This window comes from Streptomyces sp. CA-142005, assembly GCF_050942335.1.
In the GTDB taxonomy this organism is placed as follows: Bacteria; Actinomycetota; Actinomycetes; order Streptomycetales; family Streptomycetaceae; genus Streptomyces.
Genome location: NZ_CP192078.1, coordinates 7,350,938 through 7,373,391 on the forward strand (window position 1 = coordinate 7,350,938; position 22,454 = coordinate 7,373,391).

A 22,454-nucleotide genomic window follows, 5' to 3' on the forward strand; every position below is an offset into this window, starting at 1 on the left:
ACGGGCCCGCCCCCTTTCCCGTGTCCGGGTCAGGCCAGCAGCTCCACCTCCGCCAGCGTGGACTCGCCGTCCAGGACCAGCCGGTACTTCGTGTACGTGCCCGGCGCGGCGATGGTGAACGCCCTGGTCTGGCGGTCCCAGGTGAACGACTCGCCGGAGCGGTGGTCCAGGGTCTGCCAGGTGGTGCCGTCCGTGGAGCCCTGCAGGGTCCAGCCGGTCGGCGCCCTGGTGTGGTCCGCCGAGGAGGTCAGCGTGTACTGGACGGGCCTCACGGCCCCGTCCACCGGCAGATCCACCGAGGTGACCGTGGCGTCCGTCGCCGAGGTGTCGTCGAACAGCGCGCCGTCACCCTTCAGGACGTCCGAGCGGGGCGCCGGCACCTTGTCGTCCTGGGTGACGGAGGCCGGGGCCGCGTTCTTGCCCGTGCCCCACACGGACGGCTTGGCGCCCATGGAGAACTCCAGCACCCCGCCCTTGGACAGCAGCGAGTGGGGCAGCGAAGTCGACGTCCAGGGGCGGCCGTTGAACGTCACGCCCTGGATGTAGACGTTCCTTGCGCTGTTGGCGGGCGCCTTGACCACCAGGTCGCGGCCGTTCTCCAGGTGCACGGTGACCTTCTTGAACAGCGGGGAGCCGATGGCGTACTCGCCGCTGCCCATGACCAGCGGATAGAAGCCGAGCGCGGAGAACAGGTACCAGCCCGACTGCTCGCCGTTGTCCTCGTCGCCGTGGTAGCCCTGCCCGATCTCGCTGCCGGTGTAGAGCCGGGAGAGGATCTCCCGGACCGTCGCCTGCGTCTTCCAGGGCTCGCCGGCCGCGTCGTACATGTACGACACGTGGTGGGCGACCTGGTTGGACTGCCCGAGCATGCCCATCCGCACGTCCCGTGCCTCGGTCATCTCGTGGATGACACCGCCGTAGGAGCCGACGTAGTCAGGGGAGGCGGTCTCCGGGGTGGAGAAGAACGCGTCCAGCTTGTCGGCGAGAGCCTGCCGGCCGCCGTAGAGGTTGGCCAGGCCCCGGCTGTCCTGCGGGACGCTGAAGGCGTACCCCCAGCCGTTCGTCTCCGTGTAGTCGTAGCCCCAGACGCGCGGGTCGTACTTCGCGGAGTCGATCCGCCAGTCGCCCTTGGCGTCACGGCCCTGGAAGAAGCCGCCCGCCTTGGAGTCGAACAGGTTCACATAGTCCCGGGCGCGGTTGAGGAAGTACTCGGACTCCTCCTTGTAGTGCTTCTCGCCCGTCTTCTTGTACAGGGCCTCGCCCATCTTGGCGATGCCGTAGTCGTTGACGTACCCCTCCATCGCCCAGGACAGGCCCTCGGCGGTGGCGGTGCTGGTGTAGCCGAGGAACTGCGAGGTGCTCATGCCCTTGCGGCCCACGCCCGACATCGGCGGCACGACGGTCGCGTTCTTCAGGGCCGCGTCGTAGGCGGCCTTCGCGTCGAACTTCACGCCCTTGACGTACGCGTCCGCGAACGCCACGTCCGAGGAGGTGCCGGTCATCAGGTCGGCGTAACCCGGCGAGGACCAGCGCGAGGTCCAGCCGCCGTCCTTGTACTGCTGCACGAACCCGTCGACCATCTCGCCCGCCTGGGACGGGGTGAGGAGGGAGTACGCCGGCCACGTGGTCCGGTAGGTGTCCCAGAAACCGTTGTTGACGTACACCTTGCCGTCGACGATCTTCGCCCCGGTGTGGGTCGGGGTGTCCTGGCTCGGCATCGGGGAGAAGGGGGAGGCGTACTGGTCCTTGCCGCCGACCTTCTCGAAGCCCGAGTTCGGGTACAGGTACAGCCGGTACATGCCGGAGTACAGCGTGGTCAGCTGCTCCGGGGTCGCGCCCTCCACCTCGACCTTGCCGAGCAGCCTGTCCCACGTCTGCCGGGCCTGCTGCTCGACCGTGTCGAAGGAGGCGCCGTCCGGGATCTCCTGGCGCAGGTTGTCCTTCGCCTGGTCGACGCCGATCAGCGAGGTCGCCAGGCGCAGGGTGACGGTGTGGTCGGCGCCCGCGTCGAACCGCAGGTAGCCCTTCACCCCGCTCGATCCGCCGTCCGTCACCGGCTTGTCGAACTCGCCGTACACGAACAGGCGGGTCGCGCCGGTCGACAGGCCCGACTTCACGTCCGAGTAACCGGTGACGATCCCGTGCTCCTTGTCGAGCGTCAGGCCCGCCTGCTCGGTGACGTTGTCGAACAGCACGCTCGCGTCGTCGCCGGGGTAGGTGAAGCGCAGCATCGCGGCGTGGTCGGTGGGCGTCATCTCCGCCTTGAGACCGTTCTCGAAACGGACCCCGTAGTAATACGGCCGCGCGGTCTCGTTCTCGTGCCGGAAGGGCAGCTCGCGTGCCTCGCGGCCGGTGTCCGGGGTGCCGGCCGCCGCCGACGGCATCAGCTGGAAGGTCTGCCGGTCACCCATCCACGGGCTCGGCTCGTGGCTCGCGCTGAACGCCTGGATCGTGGGCAGGTTGTCGTCGTTGTTCGCCCGTGCGTACTCGTAAAGCCAGCTCAGCGACGAGGCGTTGGTCACCGGCGTCCAGAAGTTGAAACCGTGCGGAAGGGCGGTCGCCGGGAAGTTGTTGCCGCGCGAGAAGCTGCCGCTGGAGTTGGTGCCGCGCGTCGTCAGCGCGTAGTCCGACAGATGCGCCTTCGGCTCCTCGGGCGGTACGGGCCTGATCGCCACGTCGTCGATCCAGCCCCGGAACTTCGCCGGCCCCGCGGGGGAGTCGTACGCCACCAGGATCCGGTCGACCGTCCTGCCGGCCGCCACCGAACCGATCCGTGCGACAACGTTGTTCCACTGGTTCACGTAGAGCGACTTGGATTCGCCCTGCCCGCGCGGCGACAGCGGGAACCCGTGCTGGTCCAGCGCGCCCAGACCGCTCAGATACGTGCCGTCGGTGAAGGCCAGGTCGAGGGAGACGTTCGTGGCGTCGTAGTCCCGGTCGCCGTCGGCCATCTGCGGGAAGATCCGGTAGGAGAGCTGGGTGTCGCCGCCGACCTTCACGTTCACGTCGAAGACCTTGTTGTACGAGTACGCCCGGCCGCCCGCCGTGTGCCGCCCGGCGTAGCGCAGCGCCCGCTTCCCGGTGAACCCGACCCGTGCCTTGGCCGTCGGCGAGGCGGTCGGGCCCTTGTCGACCAGCGTCAGCATGTCCTGCGGCACCGGGCCGCCCCCGCCACCCGTGGAGAACTGCACATCGGCGAGCTGCAGGATGTCGGCGCCGGAGTTCTTCGTGATCTCCAGCCGGAAGTGCTGGTACTCGGCGGGCTCGGCCAGGTCGTAGGACTTGGTCTGGAACCGCTCGGAGAAGGTCTCGCCCGCGCGGGTGTCGACCGTCTTCCAGTCCTTGCCGTCGGGGGAGCCGAGCAGCGTCCAGTCCCTCGGGTCGCGTTCGGCGTAGTCGTTGGCGGAGGTGAGCGCGTACGTCACCAGCTTGACGGGCTTGTCGAGGTCGAACTCCACCCAGCCGGTGGGCTCGAAGGTCAGCCACTTGGTGCCGGGCTCGCCGTCGGCCAGGTTCTCCTTGACCTCGCCCGCGCCCGTGTTCTCGCCGCTCGCCCGGACCTCGGTGACATGGTCGTTCACATTGCCCGGTATGCCGGTGCTGTAGCCGCCGTCGACCCCCGAGGCGCGCTTGGTGCCGTCCGGTGCGGTGTCGACGGTGTTGAGCCAGTCCGGCGCCGGATCGCCCGTCTCGAACGAGGATGCGAACTCCCGGTCGGCTGCCGGAGCCTTGGCGGGCAGGGCGACCGCCGCGCCCTGTGCGCCGACGGCCATGACAAAGGCGGCCGTGAGGACGACCGCCGGGCCCCATCTGTGCCGAGTTCTCCGCTGCATCTACGGATTCCCCTCCTGCGACCGCTCTGGACAACGTTGTCAACTTCGGTACGCAGGAACCAGTAGGGCGTCAAGTGGCCCGTGGTGTCAAGGGTGTTGGGTGTGGCATTCAGGCACTTATGCCGCGAGTTTTTCCGCCGGGCGCTCCACAGGGGGCTCATATTTCCGCGAGGTCTCAACTCGGAAAAGACCCATGGCCAACCCTGCATTCGATCTTGCTCCGCTGGCGGGAAGTGGACTATACCTGTCGGCACTTCCAGCAAGACCCAGCACTACTCTGCACGACCCAGCACTACCCGACCGCGGTGCCGGGGAGGATCCGGTTCACCGCCTGAGTCCTGGAGAAGGCGAGGACTTGAGCATGGGATCCACTGCGCACCACGGTGGCGAAGATGTCGGCCGCCGCGATCTGATCAAGCGTTCGGCCGCGCTGGGCCTGGTGGCCACCCCCGCAATGGGCCTTCTGTCCGCCTGTGCGAGCGGCGGCGGAGACGGCGACAACTCCGACGGGGGCAACACCAAGGGAAAGGCGTCCAAGGACAACCCCTTCGGCGCGAAGAGCGGCAGCAAACTCGACGTCGTCGTCTTCAAGGGCGGCTACGGCGACGACTACGCCAAGGCGTGGGAGGCCGACTTCAGCAAGAAGCTCGGCATCACCTCGACCCACACCGGCACCCAGGAGATCACCGGCAAGCTGCAGCCGCGCTTCAACGCCGGCAACCCGCCGGACGTCGTGGACGACTCCGGCGCCCAGCAGATCAAGATCGACGTCCTGTACAAGAACGGCTCGCTGCTCGACCTGTCCGAGGTGCTCGACGCGCCCTCGGTGGACGACCCGAGCAAGAAGGTCCGTGACACCCTGATCCCCGGCACGCTCGACCCGGGCGTCCAGGAGGGCAAGGTCGTCGCCCTCAACTACATCTACACGGTGTGGGGCCTGTGGTACTCCGGCAAGCTCTTCAAGGAGAAGGGCTGGACGCCGCCGAAGACCTGGGACGACTTCCTGGCCATCTGCCAGGACGCCAAGAAGCAGGGCATCGGCGGCCTCGCCCACCAGGGCAAGTACCCCTACTACATCAACGTCGCCATCATGGACATGATCGCCAAGAAGGGCGGCATCGACGCCGTCAAGGCGATCGACAACCTGGACCCGAAGGCGTTCGTCGGCTCCGCGGCGGCCCAGGCGGGTGTCGAGGCGATCTACGAGGTCGTCGAGAAGGGCCTGTTGATGCCCGGCACCAACGGCCTGACCCACACCGAGTCGCAGACCCGGTGGAACCAGTACAAGGCCGCGTTCATCACCTGCGGCTCCTGGCTGGAGAACGAGCAGCTGAAGCAGACGCCGACGGACTTCGACATGAAGTTCCTGCCGATGCCGCTGCTGTCCGGCAGCAAGATGCCGTTCGAGGCGATCCGGGCCGGCTCCGGTGAGCCGTTCATCATCCCGGCGAAGGCGGCGAACCTGCCCGGCGCCAAGGAGTTCATGCGGCGGATGCTGTCCAAGGAGTGGTCGACGCTGTTCGCCAAGGAGGCCAACTCCCTGACGATTCTGCAGGACGGCGTGGACCCGAGCGTGAAGCTGCGGCCCGGTACGCAGTCCACGGTGGAGGCGTCCAAGGCGGCCGGCTCCAACACGTTCCGGTATCTGTATCCCGAGTGGTACAGCGAGATGGACACGGCGATCCAGAACGCGTCCAATGAGCTCATGGCGAAGCGGATTCAGCCGAAGGAATGGCTGAAGAGGTGTCAGGCGGCCGTGGACAAGCAGGCGAAGGACCCGGCGTCGAAGAAGAACCGGCACGAGTGACATTCGCCTGAGCGCCGTAGGGGTGCGGATGGAATTGCGGGTTCCGGTCCTTTGTGGCCAGGTCGCGTAGTTCCCCGCACCCCTGAGGTGCTGGCGCTCACCGGAACATCAAGGGCAGGAACGCCATGCGCAAAGGGCAGTACCGGTTCGTCGCGGGGTTTCTCTTCGTCCCCGTGGCGCTTTATCTGATCTTCGTGATCTGGCCGTACATCCAGACGTTCGGCTATTCACTGACCGACTGGAAGGGACAGTCGCAGACCTTCAGCTTCGTCGGTCTGGACAACTACAAGGCGCTGTTCCAGGACGACGTGTTCCTGGAAGCCGTGTGGCACAACATCCTGTTCCTGATCTTCATCCCGGTGATCACGATTCTGCTCGCCCTGTTCTTCGCCTTCATGCTGAACGCGGGCGGACGCAGCAGGGCCGGCGGAGTGCAGGGTGTCGCGGGGTCGAAGTTCTACAAGATCGTGTACTTCTTCCCCCAGGTGCTGTCGCTGGCGATTCTCGCCGTGCTGTTCAACGCGGTGTACCGCAGCGACGGCGGCGGTCTGCTCAACGGCGCGCTGATCAAGATCGGCCTGGTCGACGCCGACAACCCGGTGGAATGGCTGAACGAGCCCAACCTGGTGCTGTGGGCGCTCATGGTGGCCGTCATCTGGCAGGGCGTGGGCTTCTATCTGGTGCTGTTCTCGGCCGCCATGCAGTCGATCCCGAAGGACATCTACGAGGCCGCGCTGATCGACGGCGCGAGCCGCAACCAGTCCTTCTTCCGCATCACCCTGCCGCTGCTGTGGGACACCGTGCAGACCGCCTGGGTCTACCTCGGCATCGTCGCCATGGACATGTTCGTGCTGGTGTCCTCCATGACCCAGAGCATGGGCGCGTACGGCGGCGGTCCCGACCATCACAGCGATGTGATGGCGACCGTGATGATGCGCAACTTCCTCTACTACGGCAAGAGCGGCTACGCCTGCGCGATGGGCGTGGTCATGCTGCTGCTCACCCTGATCCTGTCCGTCGTCACGCTGCGCGCCACCCGCCGCGAGCGCATCGAGTTCTGAGCGGGAGTAACGACGATGACCGCACTCAAGGAGACCGCCCCCGCTCCGGCCGAGGGGCCCGTGGCCAAGGTGCCCGTCCGGCCCGGCGACCGCCGTGGCGAGGGCGTCGTACTGAACGTCTTCTCGCACGGCTTCCTCGCCCTGTGGGCGCTGCTGATCGTGCTGCCGCTGCTGTGGCTGGTGCTGAGCTCCTTCAAGACCGACGCGCAGATCGGCGGCTCCGCCTTCGGCTGGCCGCACAGCTGGTCCTTCGACGTCTTCCACCGCGCCTGGAGCAAGGGCATCGGGGACTACTTCCTGAACACCGTGATCGTCCTGGTGTTCTCCGTGCCGCTGACCATGCTGTTCGGCTCGATGGCCGCGTATGTGCTGGCCCGGTACCAGTTCTGGGGCAACCGGCTGCTGTACTACTTCTTCGTCGCCGGCGCCATGTTCCCGGTGTTCCTGGCCCTCGTCCCGCTGTTCTTCATGGTCAAGCGGCTGGACATGCTGAACACCTACCAGGGCCTGATCCTGGTCTACATCGCCTACTCGATGCCGTTCACGGTGTTCTTCATGCACGCCTTCTTCCGGACCCTGCCCACGGCGGTCTTCGAGGCGGCGGTCCTGGACGGCGCCTCGCACACCCGGATCTTCTTCCAGGTGATGCTGCCGATGGCCAAGCCCGGCCTGATCAGCGTGGGGATCTTCAACACCCTGGGCCAGTGGAACCAGTTCATCCTGCCCACGGTGCTCATGCAGCCGCAGAGCGGCTCCGACCCCGAGCGCTATGTCCTCACCCAGGGGCTGATCCAGCTGCAACAGCAGCAGGGATACGCCTCCGACCTGCCGGTTCTGTTCGCGGGTGTGACCATCGCGATGATCCCGATGCTGGTCGTCTACCTGTCCTTCCAGCGCCAGGTGCAGGCGGGTCTGACCTCGGCGACCCTCAAGTAGCGGCACGCTCCGCGACCGTCCGTGCGCACGCCGCTCCGGCTTCCGGGGCGGCGTACACGCGTGCGTCCGGGTACCCGGAAACGGTTCAACCTCTTGACGGAAGACACCCCGAACGGCTCAGCTTAGAGTTCACTAGTTGGACATACGCGGGGCCTCGCCGAAGCGGCCCCGCGCTCAGGAGGTCGTCGTGGAGACTCCAGGGTCGCAGTCGTCGCTGCACCGAGCCAACCTGGAGCGGGTCGTACGGGCCGTACGCTTGGCCGGGTCCCTCACGCAGGCGGAGATCGCGCGGACGACCGGTCTGTCCGCCGCGACCGTCTCCAACATCGTGCGGGAGCTGAAGAACGGCGGAACCGTCGAGGTCACGCCCACGTCGGCGGGCGGGCGCAGGGCCCGCAGCGTCAGTCTGAGCGGGGACGCCGGGATTGTGATCGGCGTCGACTTCGGGCACACCCACCTACGCGTCGCTGTCGGGAACCTCGCCCACCAGGTGCTGGCCGAGGAGGCCGAGCCGCTGGACGTCGACGCGTCCGCCGCGCAGGGCTTCGACCGGGCGGAGGAGCTGGTCAGCCGCCTGATCGCGGCAACGGGCGTCAACCGGTCCAAGGTGGCCGGCGTGGGGCTCGGCGTGCCCGGTCCGATCGACGTGGAGTCGGGGACGCTGGGCTCCTCCGCGATCCTGCCGGGCTGGACCGGCGCCAAGCCCGCCGAGGAGCTGCGCGAGCGGCTCGGCGTGCCCGTGCACGTGGACAACGACGCCAACCTGGGCGCCCTCGGCGAGCTGGTGTGGGGCGCCGGCAAGGGGGTCCGCGACCTCGCGTACATCAAGGTCGCGAGCGGTGTCGGCGCGGGTCTGGTGATCGACGGGAAGATCTACCGGGGGCCGGGCGGAACGGCCGGAGAAATCGGGCATATTACACTCGATGAATCCGGCCCGGTCTGCCGCTGCGGCAACCGCGGCTGCCTGGAGACGTTCGCGGCCGCACGCTATGTCCTCCCGCTGCTCCAGCCCAGTCACGGCCCCGACCTGACCATGGAGGGCGTCGTCCGGCTGGCCAGGGACGGAGACCCGGGCTGCCGTCGGGTGATCGCCGACGTCGGCCGCCACATCGGCAGTGGGGTGGCCAATCTCTGCAATCTCCTCAACCCGAGCCGGGTAGTGCTCGGCGGTGATCTCGCCGAGGCCGGTGAGCTGGTGCTCGGGCCGATCAGGGAGTCCGTCGGCCGCTACGCCATCCCCAGCGCGGCGCGTCAACTGTCCGTTCTTCCAGGGGCACTTGGCGGTCGCGCCGAGGTGCTCGGGGCGCTCGCCCTCGCCCTCAGCGAGATGGGCGATTCGACCCTTTTGGACGGGTCGCTGTCCATGGCGGCTCCTGCCTTCACTTAGAAAACGGATGGCACCGTTGCCATCTCGTTAAGGATTTACTTCTTGACGTCGCACGTGTGGCCGAGTTGACTTCCAGCCACCTCGGCCGCAACGACGCGGCCTCGTCAGGGAGGTTTCTGAAGTGAACACGCGTATGCGTCGTGCGGCCTTCGCCGTTGCTGCTGGTGCCATGGCCGTCTCTCTCGCCGCCTGTGGCAGCGCCAAGGAGTCCGGTGGTGGCTCCTCCAAGTCCGCCAGCCCCAAGAAGGGCGACGCCATCAAGGTCGGTCTGCTCCTGCCGGAGAACCAGACCGCCCGTTACGAGAAGTTCGACCGCCCCTTGATCGAGAAGAAGGTCAAGGAGCTCACCAACGGCAAGGGCCAGATCGTCTACGCCAACGCCAAGCAGGACGCCAGCCTGCAGAACCAGCAGGTCGACACCATGGTCACCAACAAGGTGGACGTGCTGATCGTGGACGCGGTGGACGCCGCGGCCATCAAGAACTCGGTCCAGAAGGCCAAGGACGCCGGTATCCCGGTCGTCGCCTACGACCGCCTGGCGCAGGGCCCGATCGACGCGTACACCTCGTTCGACAACGAGACGGTCGGCAAGACCCAGGGCGAGGCCCTGCTGAAGGCCCTGGGCTCCAAGGCCAAGTCCGGCAAGATCGTCATGATGAACGGCTCCTCCACCGACCCGAACGCCGCGCAGTTCAAGAAGGGCGCCCACGAGGTCCTCGACGGCAAGGTGAACGTCGGCAAGGAGTACGACACCAAGGAGTGGAAGCCGGAGAACGCCAACTCCAACATGGAGGGCGCCATCTCCGCTCTGGGCAAGAAGAACATCGTCGGCGTCTACTCCGCCAACGACGGCATGGCCGGCGGTATCATCACCGCCCTCAAGCAGGCGGGCATCAAGGTCCCGGTCACCGGCCAGGACGCGGAGCTCGCGGGTGTCCAGCGCATCGTCACCGGCGACCAGTACATGAGCGTCTACAAGCCGTACGCTCCCGAGGCCGCCGCCGCCGCCGAGATGGCCGTGGACCTCGCCCAGGGCAAGTCGCTCGACTCCGTCGCCAAGGACAAGGTCGACAGCCCGACCACCAAGCAGGTCCCCTCGGTCCTGGTGCCGGTCACGGCGCTGACCAAGGACAACATCAAGGACACCGTCATCAAGGACGGCGTCTACACGCTGGCCGACATCTGCACCCCGCAGTACAAGGCCGCCTGCGAAAAGATCGGCCTGAAGTAATCAGCCGCACGCGCCTTTCCAACCAGGGGAATCCACCCTTGAATTTCCCTAGCGGGAGGAAGGCGCCCACAAGCTCCTCCGGCGCCCCGCGCAACCAAACAGCCCCGCAAGCTCGGTGCGGGGCGCCGGACGGAACTACCCCCCAAACTTCTGCACAACCTCCCGCCGGGTCAGGCGGCGAAGGAGATGGTTCACGTGTCCGCTACGCCCGTGCTGGCGTTGCGCGGGGTCTCCAAGCGGTTCGGTGCCGTTCAGGCGCTCACCGACGTAGAGCTTGAGGTCCACGCCGGTGAGGTGGTCGCCCTGGTGGGCGACAACGGTGCCGGAAAGTCCACGCTGGTCAAGACGATCGCCGGCGTGCACCCCATCGATGAGGGCGTCATCGAATGGGAAGGCAAGGCCGTCCAGGTCAACAAGCCGCACGACGCCCAGAACCTGGGCGTCGCGACGGTGTACCAGGACCTCGCGCTGTGCGACAACATCGATGTCGTCGGCAACCTCTTCCTCGGCCGGGAGATCCGCCGCCGCGGTGTGCTGGACGAGGTCGAGATGGAGCGGCGCTCGCGCGAGCTGCTGGACCAGCTCTCCATCCGCATCCCCAGCGTCCGCATCCCGATCGCCTCCCTCTCCGGCGGTCAGCGCCAGGTCGTGGCGATCGCCCGTTCCATGCTCGGTGCGCCCAAGCTGGTCATCCTCGACGAGCCGACCGCCGCGCTCGGCGTGGAGCAGACCGCCCAGGTCCTCGACCTGGTCGAGCGGCTGCGGGAGCGCGGTCACGCCGTGATCCTCATCAGCCACAACATGGCCGACGTCAAGGCCGTCGCCGACAAGGTGGCCGTCCTGCGTCTGGGACGCAACAACGGCGTCTTCGAGGTCAAGTCGACCTCGCAGGAAGAGATCATCTCCGCCATCACCGGCGCCACGGACAACGCCGTGACCCGTCGTGCGGCGCGCAGCAATGGGGAGATCAAGAAGTGAGCATCGACAAGACCTCCACGCCCCCCGAGGACGTCCCCGTGGAGAACCCCGAGGCGGCACGCGGCTCCGACGTCGCCGTCGACCCCCGTCTGCTGGTGCGCGAGCAGGGCCTCGCCGGCTACGTCACCGAGTTCAAGCGCAAGATGAAGGCCGGTGACCTCGGCTCCATCCCGGTCGTCGTCGGTCTGGCGATCATCTGGATCATCTTCCAGAGCCTGAACTCCAACTTCCTCACCGCGGGCAACCTCTCCGACATCTCCGTCGCCATGGTCGGCACGGGCATGATCGCCGTCGGTATCGTGTTCGTGCTGCTGCTCGGCGAGATCGACCTGTCGGTCGGTTCGCTCTCCGGTGTCGCGGGCGCCACCTTCGCGGTGCTCAACGTCACCCACGGCATGAACGAGATCCTGGCGCTGGTGCTGTCGATCCTCACCGGAACGGTCGCGGGCGCGCTGCAGGGCTTCTTCTTCGCGAAGATCGGCGTGCCGGCCTTCGCGGTCACCCTGGCCGGTCTGCTGTTCTGGAACGGCTTCATGCTCAAGATCCTGGGCGACAACGGCACGATCAACCTGAACGACAACGGCGTGGTCGCCAAGCTGACCAGCTACTACTTCTCCGACGTGGCCGCCGCCTACGGCCTGGCCGTCGCGGTGACGGTGCTGTTCTTCCTCAGCTCCTACTTCGGCAACAAGCGCCGCGAGGCCGCTGGTGTGCCGTCCCGCCCGCTGAGCGAGACCATCCTGCGTACCGCGCTGCTGGCCGTCGTGGCCTTCGCCGCCGCGATCATCTTCAACCAGTACAAGGGCCTGCCGCTGGCCGTGGTGGTCTTCGTCGCCGTGCTGTTCATCACGGACTTCGTGCTGCGTCGCACTTCCTACGGCCGCAAGGTCTTCGCGCTCGGCGGCAGCGTCGAGGCGTCCCGCCGTGCCGGTATCAACGTGGACATGGTCCGCATCTCGGTGTTCGCCATCTCCGGCACGTTCGCCGCGATCGGCGGTCTGTTCATCGCCTCCAAGATCGCGTCCGCCAACCAGGGCGCCGGCGGCGGTGACCTGCTGATGAACGCGATCGCCGCGGCGGTCATCGGTGGCACCTCGCTGTTCGGCGGGCGTGGACGCACCTGGAACGCGCTCCTCGGCGTGCTGGTGATCGTCTCGATCCAGTACGGCCTCGCGCTGGAGGGCATCGCCTCGCCGGTGCAGTACATGATCACCGGTGGTGTGCTGTTGGCCACGGTCGTGATCGACGCGGTGACGCGCAAGACGCAGAAGACCGCGGGGCGTGCGTAACGCCTAGCCGCCCAGGGGCGTGGGGTTGCGGCCCCGCGCCCCTTCGGCGCGCCCACCGTGCCCGGCACGCTGAAACGTGCCGGGCGCTGTCGTGTCGTGCAAAGCCGGAACATTAGACTCTGGCGAGCCCGGCGAAAGCTCGATCAGCTCTACTGCAAGGAGGCACGGGTGCCGCTGCTGACCCGCATCAGGGGACCGCGCGATCTGGACCGGCTCAGCCTGGAGGAGCTGGACCAGCTGGCAGAGGAGATCCGGACCTTCCTCGTCGACGCCGTCTCCAAGACCGGCGGCCACCTCGGCCCCAACCTCGGCGTGGTGGAGCTGACCATCGCCCTGCACCGCGTCTTCGACTCGCCGAAGGACAAGGTCCTCTGGGACACCGGCCACCAGTCCTATGTGCACAAGCTGCTCACCGGCCGGCAGGACTTCTCCAGGCTGAAGATGAAGGGGGGCCTGTCCGGCTACCCCTCGCAGGCGGAGTCCGAGCACGACGTCATCGAGAACAGCCACGCCTCCACGGTGCTCGGCTGGGCCGACGGCATCGCCAAGGCCAATCAGCTGAGGAAGCGGGACAGCCATGTCGTGGCCGTCATCGGCGACGGGGCGCTCACCGGCGGCATGGCCTGGGAGGCGCTGAACAACATCGCCGACGCCAAGGACCGCCCGCTGGTCATCGTCGTCAACGACAACGAGCGGTCGTACGCCCCGACCATCGGCGGCCTCGCCAACCATCTGGCGACCCTGCGCACGACGGACGGCTACGAGCGGTTCCTCGCCCGCACGAAGGAACTCCTGGAGCGCACCCCGGTCGTCGGCCGGCCGCTGTACGAGACCCTGCACGGGGCGAAGAAGGGGTTCAAGGACTTCATCGCCCCGCAGGGCATGTTCGAGGACCTGGGCCTGAAGTACGTCGGCCCGATCGACGGCCACGACATCGAGGCGCTGGAGTCCGCACTCGCCCGCGCCAAGCGGTTCGGCGGGCCGGTCATCGTGCACTGCCTCACCGAGAAGGGCCGCGGCTACCAGCCCGCCCTGCAGGACGAGGCGGACCGCTTCCACGCCGTCGGCAAGATCCACCCGGACACCGGCCTGCCGATCGCCAGCTCGGGCGCCGACTGGACCTCCGTCTTCGGCGACGAGATGGTCCGGCTCGGCGAGGAGCGCGAGGACATCGTCGCCATCACGGCCGCCATGCTCCAGCCGGTCGGTCTCGACAAGTTCGCCAAGCGCTTCCCCGAACGGGTGTACGACGTCGGCATCGCCGAGCAGCACGGCGCCGTCTCCGCGGCGGGCCTCGCGTACGCCGGGGTGCACCCCGTCTTCGCCGTCTACGCCACCTTCCTCAACCGCGCCTTCGACCAGGTCCTCATGGACGTGGCCCTGCACCGGTGCGGGGTGACGTTCGTGCTGGACCGGGCCGGAGTCACCGGTACGGACGGTGCCTCGCACAACGGCATGTGGGACATGTCGATCCTGCAGGTGGTGCCGGGGCTCAGGCTGGCCGCCCCGCGCGACGCCGAGCAGGTGCGGGCCCAGCTGCGGGAGGCCGTCGCGGTGGACGACGCGCCGACCGTGGTGCGCTTCTCCAAGGGCGCCGTCGGGCCCGCCGTACCGGCCGTGGGCCGGATCGGCGGCATGGACGTGCTGCGCGAGCCCGGCACCGACCGGCCGGACGTGCTGCTCGTCTCCGTGGGCGCCCTCGCCCCGATGTGCCTGGAGATCGCCGGCCTGCTCGACAAGCAGGGCATCTCCACCACCGTGGTCGACCCGCGCTGGGTCAAGCCCGTCGACGAGGCGATGGCCCCGCTGGCCGAGCGGCACCGGGTCGTCGTCACCGTCGAGGACAACAGCCGGGCCGGTGGCGTCGGCTCCGCGATCGCCCAGGCCCTGCGCGACGCCGGCGTGGACGTGCCGCTGCGCGACTTCGGCATCCCGCCGCGCTTCCTCGACCACGCCTCCCGCGCCGAGGTCCTCGCCGAGATCGGCCTGACCGCCCCGGACATCGCCCGCCAGGTCACCGGGCTCGTCGCCAAGCTGGACGGCCGGTACGACCGTACGGCCGCCGAGGTGGACTCGGTGGAGCCCGCGCGCGACTGACGAGCGTTCCCTTCACGGGCCGGTCACGCCGCACCCTGCGGTGGCGGAACCGGCCCGTTTGCGTGAACCTGCCTGTGCCGGGGCATACGCATCCCGACCCTCTCGATCATGACGGGCCAGGGCGTGGCCCCCGAGCGTGGGAGGTAGGTACGTGAGCAGCGCGCTGTTCAGGACGAAGAACGTCGAGCAGTCCATCCAGGACACCGAGGAACCGGAGCATTCGCTCAAGAAATCCCTCTCCGCGCTGGATCTGACCGTCTTCGGCGTCGGCGTCATCATCGGCACCGGCATCTTCGTCCTCACCGGACAGGTCGCCAAGAACAACGCCGGCCCGGCGGTGTCCCTGGCCTTCGTGGTGGCCGGCGTGGTCTGCGCGCTCGCAGCCCTCTGTTACGCCGAGTTCGCGTCCACGGTCCCCGTGGCGGGCTCGGCGTACACGTTCAGCTACGCCTCCCTGGGCGAGCTGCCCGCCTGGATCATCGGCTGGGACCTGGTCCTGGAGTTCGCGCTCGGTACGGCGGTGGTGGCGGTCGGCTGGTCCGGCTACATCCGCTCGCTGCTGGACAACGCCGGCTGGCATCTGCCCGGCTATCTGGCCAGCCGGGACACGGCCTCCGGCTTCGGCTTCGACATCCTCGCCGCCGTCCTGGTGCTGGTGCTCACGGGCATCCTCGTCCTCGGCATGAAACTGTCGGCCCGGATCACCTCGCTCGTCGTCGCCATCAAGGTGGTCGTCGTGCTCATCGTGATCATTGCCGGGGCCTTCTTCATCACGGGCAGCAACTACTCGCCGTTCATCCCCAAGGCCCAGCCGGTGCCGGCCGGCGGTACGCTCAGGGCCCCGCTGATCCAGCTGATGTTCGGCTGGGCGCCGGCCAACTTCGGTGTGATGGGCATCTTTACGGCCGCCTCGGTGGTGTTCTTCGCCTTCATCGGCTTCGACATCGTCGCCACGGCCGCCGAGGAGACCCGCAACCCCCAGCGGGACATGCCGCGCGGCATCCTCGGCTCCCTGTTCATCTGCACCATGCTGTACGTGGCCGTCTCCATCGTCGTCACCGGCATGGAGAAGTACTCCAAGCTCTCCGTGGAGGCCCCGCTCGCCGACGCCTTCAAGGCCATCGGGCACCCCTGGTTCGCGGGTGTGATCAGCTTCGGCGCCGCCGTCGGCCTGACCACGGTGTGCATGATCCTGCTGCTCGGCCAGACCCGGGTGTTCTTCGCGATGAGCCGCGACGGGCTGCTGCCGCGCTTCTTCTCCCGCGTCCACCCACGTTTCCGCACCCCGCACCGGCCGACCATCCTGCTCGGCGTGATCATCGCGGTCGTCGCCGGTTTCACCAGCCTGAGCGAGCTCGCCGAACTGGTGAACATCGGCACCCTCTTCGCGTTCGTCGTCGTCGCGCTGAGCGTGATCATCCTGCGCCGGACCCGCCCGGACCTGCCGCGCGCCTTCCGCACCCCGTGGGTCCCGGTCATCCCGATCCTGTCGGTGTGCGCCTCGCTGTGGCTGATGCTCAACCTGCCGGCCGAGACCTGGCTGCGGTTCGCCATCTGGATGGTGATCGGTTTCGCCGTCTACTTCTTCTACGGCCGCACCCACAGCCGGCTGGCTCCGGGCGCGCAGACCGCCGCCGGAGAGACCCACCGGCCGTCCGCCGGAAACGCTCCGTAACCGCCTTCGGTCTGCTGGTCTCGGTCGGGCTCGGCCCGGAGGGCGCGCAGGCTGCCTCCTTGGAGCTGGGGCGGTTGCCGGGAGGCTGCCGGCTCTCTGTGCGACCCGGTGCGCTGGGCCTCGCTCGGTCTGTCGCTGCCGGCGGTCCTCGGCCAGCTGCTCACGGCAGCGTTGCGGGCTTTCGTCGCCCGGCGCTGCTGGGGCGGCGGTGCGGCGGGGGTGCTGTGTTGCTGGTCTGGGTCGGGCTCGGCCCGGGCGCGCAGGCTGCCTTCTTCGAGGTGGGGCGGTTGCCGGGAGGCTGCCGGCTCTCTGCGCGACCCGGTGCGCTGGGCATCGCTCGGGCTGTCGCCGCCGGCGGTCTTCTGCCGGCTGCTCACGGCAGCGCTGCGGGCTTTCGTCGTCGGGCGCTGCTGGGGCGACGGTGCGGCGGGGGTGCTGTGTTGCTGGTCTGGGTCGGGCTCGACCCGGAGGACGCTGAGTCCGACCGCGGGCGCTGGGGTGCGGCCGGGGGGGCGTCGCCGTGGCGTTCCTCACCGAGCGGACCGGCGGCGCGGTGCTGCTTCCGGTGGCGTGGCTGCCGCACCGGCAGGGCGCCCACGCGCGGGCGCGCTGCGGCAGGCCGTGAGTTGCCGGCTGCCGGGCGTGGCCCTGTCGACGGACTCGGCCGGGTTCCTCGTGGCCCAGTCCTGTGCGAACACCGGTCTCTGGGCCCCGGGGGGCGGCGGCCTCGGCTCAGTACCGGTGCGGGGCCCTGCCACCTGGGCGCCGTGTTCCTGGACCCGGCGGCGTAGTTTGCGGTCGGCCGCGCTGCTGGCTGCCGGGCGTGGCCCTGTCGACGGACTCGGTCGGGTTCCTCGTGGCCCAGTCCTGTGCGAACGCCGGGCTCTGGGCCCCGGGGCGGGCGGCGGACTCAGACCAGTACCGTGCGGGGTCCCGCCACCTGGGCGCCGTGTTCCTGGACCCGGCGGCGTAGTTCGCGGTCGGCCGTGACGACCAGGCATGGGCGGTCGCCCGCCGCTGCCGCGAGGTTCACGATGTGGTCGTCGCCGCTGCCGGGGGCATCCTCGACGCGCACCCCGGGCACCGGCTCCACGCCCCGGGCCGCGCCCTCCACCACCAGGACCAGTTCCAGCGGACCGGGCAGGCCGGCCACACCGGACCGGGCGAGGGGCGCCAGCCGGTCGCGCAGGCGCTCGGCGGCGCCGCGGCGGTCGCGCCACCAGCCGTCGGGCACCGACCCGACGACGTTCGCGCCGTCGACGACGAGCAGCGGGAGCGGCCCGTGCGCAGTACCCGAAGTGTCCGTCATGTCGGTAACAGCCCTGTTCTGCCGTGTTCCTGGCGGACTCAGTGTGTCACGGGTGTCCCCGCCCACCGGCGGGTGATCTCGGCGATCGCCGCGGCCGCGCGATCGGCGGGCCGCCCGCCCGCGCGCACCTCGGGGGAGAACTCGACGTGCAGGAACGGCACATGGTCGGCGTCGGCCACCCGGCCCTGCACGTTCGTCCGGCCCTCCAGCGGACAGGAGCGCGCCCAGGCCCGGCACACCCGGAAGCCGTGGCCGCGCAGGGCGTCGGCCAGGTCGCGGCCGTCCTGCCGCCCCGCCGACCCGGCACCGGTGGAGGCGACCACGTCGTACCCGGGCACGGCGGACGCGGCGAAGCCGTGCACCTGGATACCGGGCATCCCACGGCGGGCCAGCTCGGCGCAGACGGCGTGGAAGACGGTGTCCAGGCGGTGCGCCACGTCCGCGGAGTTGCCGACTCCGGCTTTGCGATGTGCTCCTGCTATCACCAGAATCCCACCCGGTGAGCCGCGCAGTACCCGCACGCCCAGCTGCTCGGTGCCCAGGTCGAAGCCGGGATGCGGAACCTGTACCGACCAGCTCGGGCGGTGGTCCAGATCCAGGTAGACCCGGCCCCAGCCGCGTGGTGTCACGGCGGAGTCGGTGCGGTCGGCCACCTCGGCGTAGCGGTGGCCGGAGGGCCGGTCGAAGACCGTGCGCACGGTGAAATCCTGTTGTGAGAGTCGCTCTTCCGCTTGTTTGCGGTGACCGTCGAGCAACAGGCCGATGGCCGTGGCGATGTCCTCGCGGTCGGACCGGCCGGGCGGCAGATAGCCCCGGTCGGGGCCGAACCGGCTCGTGTAGTCCGCCACCTCGCGGGACAGGTCGATCTGCTCGGCCCCCTTCGGCGCGGGCCCGCGGGCGTCGTCCGCGGTGCCGCCCGGGGTGCGGAGCAGGGCGGTGAGACCGGCCGCGAGACCGGTGACGAGCAGCAGCAGTGTTGCGATCGTTATCAGACGTGAGCGATGGGCTCTCATGGTTGTATCAAGATATCCCGGTGAACAGACGCCGTAGCCGGACCCTGCTGTCCCTGCTGACCCCGCTCTCCCTCCTCGCCGCCGTCTCCGGATGCGGACTCCTCTCGGACGACGCCGGTGCCTCGGGCGGCGGGCGCTCCTTCACCGTCGCGGCCGCCGGTGACATCCTCATGCACCCGGAACTGGTGGATCAGGCGCGCAAGGACGCCAAGCGCACCGGCAAGGGCGTGGACGGGCTGGACTTCGGGCCGATGATGGCCGGGATCAAGCCGCTGATCAGCAAGGCCGACCTGGCGATCTGTCACTTCGAGCCGGTGATGGGCCCGGCGAATGGGCCGTTCGAGGGCTTCCCGGACTTCCAGGTGCCGCCGCAGCAGGCGAAGACCATCAAGGACATCGGTTACGACACCTGTTCCACCGCCTCCAACCACACCCTCGACCACGGCTACGACGGTGTGAAGCGCACCCTCGACGCGCTGGACGCCGCCGGCCTGAAGCACACCGGCTCCGCCCGCACCGCGAAGGAGGCGAGCACCCCGCTGGTCATGGACGTCAAGGGCGTCAAGGTCGCGCAGATCTCCTTCGCCTACGGCTTCAACGAGCCGCACACGCTGCCCAAGGACAAGCCCTGGCTGGCCAACCAGCAGGATCTCGGCCGGATCAAGGCCGCCGAGCAGCGGGCCCGCAAGGCCGGTGCCGAGGTGGTGATCCTCTCCCTGCACTGGGGCCGTGAGCACCATCCGGAGCCGTCGGGCTCGCAGATCTCCTTCGCCCGGCAGATCGCCCGGAACACCGGCATCAACCTGGTCATCGGCCACCACGCGCACGTGGTGGAGCCGATGGAGAAGGTCGAGGGGACCTGGATCTCCTACGGCCTCGGCAACCAGATCGCCCGGCACGAGGTGCCGACGGGGCTGACCGAGGAGGGCGTGATCGCCTGGTTCACGTTCACCGAGCACGGCAAGGGCCACTGGGACGTCCAGCCGCGGTTCGAGCCGACGCTGCTGACGATCCCGCCGGACGCCGAGAACGTCCGGGACGGCGGCACCGCCGCGTACACCGACGCCGACGTGCGGGACTACCGTCTGCTGGACGTGCCGGCCGCGCTCCGCGACGACCACGACCTCACCGGCGCCCAGAAGGCCCGGCTGCGGCTGGCCTTCGAGCGCACCGAGGGCACCCTGCTGAACCGCGGCGCGGCCGAGGACGGGCTGAAGCCGCTCACGCCGCTGCCGTAGGGGCCGCAGTGGCCCCCTGCCGGAGAGGCCGCCATGCCGGACCGGCCCCCAAGGGCAAGGTATTTGTCCGAACTTGTCCGGCAGTTGCGCGATGTTGCCTAGATCACGTCGGACTTACTGCAACTTAGTGCCCCTCTTATCTGTCTGAGGTATCCGGGCGAGCCCTTAGTGTCGGCACGCCCGGAGCCCGTTTTCACGAGAGGACACCTCCCTTGGCGTCACCGCCCCCGGCGCGGCAGCACCGAGCCCGCCGCCGAGCCGACATGTCGCTGATCGGAGGCATCCGCCCGCCGATCGCGGTCCTCTCGGCGCTGCTGCTGACGCTCGCCGCCATCACGGCACTCGTGCTCGGCCGCGTCGACGACGCCGGCGTGCCGAAGGCGGTGCTGAACTCCCAGCAGCACTTCGCCGAGGACGGCGCCATCGCGCTGCGCGCCTCGATCGACGAGTCCGTCAAGGACGTCACCCGCTCCGCCGCGCTGTTCAGCGCCGGGCAGCCGGTCTCCGGCGACGCCGTCCTCGACAAGCTCGGCAGCACCTACGAGAAGTGGATGGGCACCGCCGTCGTGGAGGTCCGCAGCGGCAAGCTGGTCGCGGCCCGCGGCGAGACGGTGCCGCTGACCTCCATGGACCTCTCCACGCTCAGCGGCGAGGACGGGCTGGCCCCGCGTATGGTCCGGCTGAAGAACGGCGAGGTACGGCTGCTGTCCTTCGGACTGCTGACCTGGCCGGGCAAGCCGCAGCTGCTGCTGGTGGCCTCCCGGAACCTGAAGTTCCCCGGTATCAGCCTCGGCCAGTTCCGCTCCATCGCCGTGGTCGACGCGGGCGGCACGATCCTCAGCAGCGACGGCATCGCCGAACCGGAGTCCGCGCGCAACAGCATCGACCGCAAGGACATCACGGACTCCCGCAAGCAGCTGAAGGACTTCGCCGAGCAGGCCGCCCGCCGCGCGAAGCAGGATCCGCGCAGCAGCAAGGAACCCGGCAGCGGCGGCTACCAGGGCGTCAGCGGCAGCCTCCTCGGCGGCAAGCTGCTCGGCGACCGCTCCGTCGCCGGATACGCCACGCTCGCCGCGGCCGAGCCCGGCGAGACCACCACCGCCACCGGGCTCGGCCTCTCCGTGGTCGCCATGGTCAAGGTGACCGAGGAGTCCGGCGGGACCCAGTCCCCGGTGTTCGGGCTGGCGGCGGGCGCCGCGCTGCTCGTCGTCGGCGCCCTGGCCGTGGCGGTGCTGCTGGGCACCGTGCAGCGCCCGCTCATCCGGCTGTTCCTGGAGTCCCGCCGGCTCACCCGCGGCGATCTGACCCGGCCCGTCACCGTCCCCGGATACGGCGAGGCGCACCGCATCGGCGGCGCCCTGGAACGGCTGCGCCGGCAGCTGCTCGGCGAGAGCGCCGAGGCCACCGGAGCGGCCGAACGCCCCCGCGGGGCACGCCGGGTGGGCACCCGCGCCCTCCTCGCGATCTGCGCCGTGCTCCTGCTGGCCTGGGCCGCACCGCTGATGCTGCTGTTCAACCGCGCCGACAACACCGCCGAGATACCCCGGCAGCTCGTCAACGACCAGCGCGAACGCACCGACACGCTCAGCGACCGGGTGCGCCGCGCGCTCAACGAGGGCGACGCCGACCTGCAGTCGGTGGCCTCCCTGATCGGCGACAAGACCGCGCCCGACGCCATGGAGCCGGTGCTGGAGCGCACCTACAACGAGAACAAGCGCTACCGCTCCCTGTACGTCGTCGACTCCTCCGGCGAGATCAAGACCCGCGAGGGCAAGGACCCGAAGGTGATCCGGCAGAACCGCGTCTCGGACAAGCCCCTGCGGCTGCTCGGCCGCGGCGGCAAGGAGCCCGTGGTCGTCGCCGTCGCCGAGATACCCGGCCGGAACGGGGACCGGCTGATCGGCGAGTTCCGCCCCGAGTTCTTCAACGCCCTGCTGACCCGGCCGGGTCTCGGCGTGGTCCGGCTCGTGGACGACCAGAACAAGGTCATCGCCGGCAACACCGGCTTCCTCGCCTTCCAGTCGCTGCCCGACCAGCATCTGACGGACCTCGTCGAGGCCAGCGCCCAGCGGCTCGGCAAGAAGCCGCGGCCCAACGGGGTGCTGTACCGGGAGAACGGGCTGCGGATCGCCGCCGCCGCGCCGTTCTCCGGCAGCGGCTCGGCCGAGTCGCTGCACTGGAGCGTGGTCAGCTGGGAGCCGGTCGACCGGCTCGCCATCCCGGAGTTCGACACCCAGAACCGCACGGTCCTCGCCGGTCTGCTCGGCGCCGCCGCGGCCGTCGCCTGCCTGGGCTGGCTGCACATCGTCGTCGCCCGGCCGCTGCGCAGCCTCGCCGACCGGGCCGAGGCTCTGGCCGGGGGCGACCGCAAGACCGTGCTCTTCCCGCAGCACCACGACGAGGTCGGCGCCGTCACCCGCTCCCTGGAGCTCATCCGGCAGCAGTTGCAGGACCAGCGCAAACAGCAGCCGCGCCGCACCCCGCCGCCCCGACCCTCCGCGCCGAGGCAGGACCCGCCCGAGCCGTACACGCCGCCGTCGCACCCGGACCCGTACCCGCCCCAGCAGTACCCGCCCCAGCAGTACACAAGGAACTGATCA

The 22,454-nt window shown here is 69.2% G+C and carries 14 protein-coding genes; 11 read left to right on the forward strand and 3 right to left on the reverse strand.

The features are described from left to right. Window positions 1-29: 29 nt before the first annotated feature. Entirely contained in the window at window positions 30-3,833 is a 3,804-nt protein-coding gene (locus tag ACQPXS_RS34205) for a GH92 family glycosyl hydrolase (protein WP_433453254.1), read from the reverse strand. Between the two features lie 361 nt (window positions 3,834-4,194). On the opposite strand from ACQPXS_RS34205, the gene ngcE reads away from it, so the two are divergent. The 9 genes from ngcE (at window position 4,195) to ACQPXS_RS34250 (ending at window position 16,294) form a co-directional block, all read left to right on the forward strand. Continuing rightward, window positions 4,195-5,640: an N-acetylglucosamine/diacetylchitobiose ABC transporter substrate-binding protein gene (ngcE, locus tag ACQPXS_RS34210; protein WP_433453256.1), complete on the forward strand. Its 1,446-nt coding sequence runs from the start codon at window positions 4,195-4,197 to the stop codon at window positions 5,638-5,640. A 125-nt stretch (window positions 5,641-5,765) separates the two neighbouring features. After that, the gene (locus ACQPXS_RS34215) at window positions 5,766-6,701 is read left to right on the forward strand and encodes a carbohydrate ABC transporter permease (protein ID WP_356305257.1); all 936 of its coding nucleotides are present in this window, start codon (window positions 5,766-5,768) and stop codon (window positions 6,699-6,701) included. 15 nt (window positions 6,702-6,716) lie between these two features. Continuing rightward, on the forward strand, window positions 6,717-7,637 hold the full coding sequence (locus ACQPXS_RS34220) for a carbohydrate ABC transporter permease (RefSeq protein WP_351806224.1): 921 nt from the start codon (window positions 6,717-6,719) through the stop codon (window positions 7,635-7,637). 187 nt (window positions 7,638-7,824) lie between these two features. Then, window positions 7,825-9,024: an ROK family transcriptional regulator gene (locus tag ACQPXS_RS34225; RefSeq protein ID WP_433456065.1), complete on the forward strand. Its 1,200-nt coding sequence runs from the start codon at window positions 7,825-7,827 to the stop codon at window positions 9,022-9,024. A 133-nt stretch (window positions 9,025-9,157) separates the two neighbouring features. Further along, window positions 9,158-10,255 carry a substrate-binding domain-containing protein gene (locus ACQPXS_RS34230; RefSeq protein ID WP_433456067.1) on the forward strand — a complete coding sequence of 366 codons (1,098 nt, stop codon included), beginning with the start codon at window positions 9,158-9,160 and terminating at the stop codon, window positions 10,253-10,255. Window positions 10,256-10,441: 186 nt separating this feature from the next. Next, window positions 10,442-11,233, forward strand: coding sequence for an ATP-binding cassette domain-containing protein (locus ACQPXS_RS34235; protein WP_351806226.1), 792 nt, complete (start codon window positions 10,442-10,444; stop codon window positions 11,231-11,233). After that, window positions 11,230-12,522: a sugar ABC transporter permease gene (locus tag ACQPXS_RS34240; protein WP_433453259.1), complete on the forward strand. Its 1,293-nt coding sequence runs from the start codon at window positions 11,230-11,232 to the stop codon at window positions 12,520-12,522. Before ACQPXS_RS34235 ends, ACQPXS_RS34240 begins: the two co-directional genes overlap by 4 nt. A 168-nt stretch (window positions 12,523-12,690) precedes the next feature. Continuing rightward, window positions 12,691-14,619 carry a 1-deoxy-D-xylulose-5-phosphate synthase gene (gene dxs / locus ACQPXS_RS34245; protein ID WP_351806230.1) on the forward strand — a complete coding sequence of 643 codons (1,929 nt, stop codon included), beginning with the start codon at window positions 12,691-12,693 and terminating at the stop codon, window positions 14,617-14,619. A gap of 151 nt (window positions 14,620-14,770) precedes the next feature. Then, entirely contained in the window at window positions 14,771-16,294 is a 1,524-nt protein-coding gene (locus ACQPXS_RS34250) for an amino acid permease (protein WP_433453260.1), read from the forward strand. A 910-nt stretch (window positions 16,295-17,204) separates the two neighbouring features. Here the strand turns inward: ACQPXS_RS34250 and ACQPXS_RS34255 are convergent. Together ACQPXS_RS34255 and ACQPXS_RS34260 are read right to left on the reverse strand one after the other, a co-directional pair. Beyond that, a complete protein-coding gene (locus ACQPXS_RS34255) occupies window positions 17,205-17,603 on the reverse strand; it encodes an NTP pyrophosphohydrolase (protein WP_433453261.1) in 399 nt (132 codons plus the stop codon). Between the two features lie 38 nt (window positions 17,604-17,641). Continuing rightward, complete coding sequence (locus ACQPXS_RS34260; protein ID WP_433453262.1) at window positions 17,642-18,616, reverse strand: hypothetical protein; 975 nt, start codon at window positions 18,614-18,616, stop codon at window positions 17,642-17,644. Between the two features lie 20 nt (window positions 18,617-18,636). On the opposite strand from ACQPXS_RS34260, the gene ACQPXS_RS34265 reads away from it, so the two are divergent. Together ACQPXS_RS34265 and ACQPXS_RS34270 are read left to right on the forward strand one after the other, a co-directional pair. Then, window positions 18,637-19,854, forward strand: a complete 1,218-nt coding sequence (locus tag ACQPXS_RS34265; RefSeq protein WP_433453264.1) for a CapA family protein — start codon at window positions 18,637-18,639, stop codon at window positions 19,852-19,854. A gap of 263 nt (window positions 19,855-20,117) precedes the next feature. Further along, entirely contained in the window at window positions 20,118-22,451 is a 2,334-nt protein-coding gene (locus ACQPXS_RS34270; protein ID WP_433453265.1) for a HAMP domain-containing protein, read from the forward strand. The last annotated feature ends 3 nt before the right edge of the window (window positions 22,452-22,454 follow it).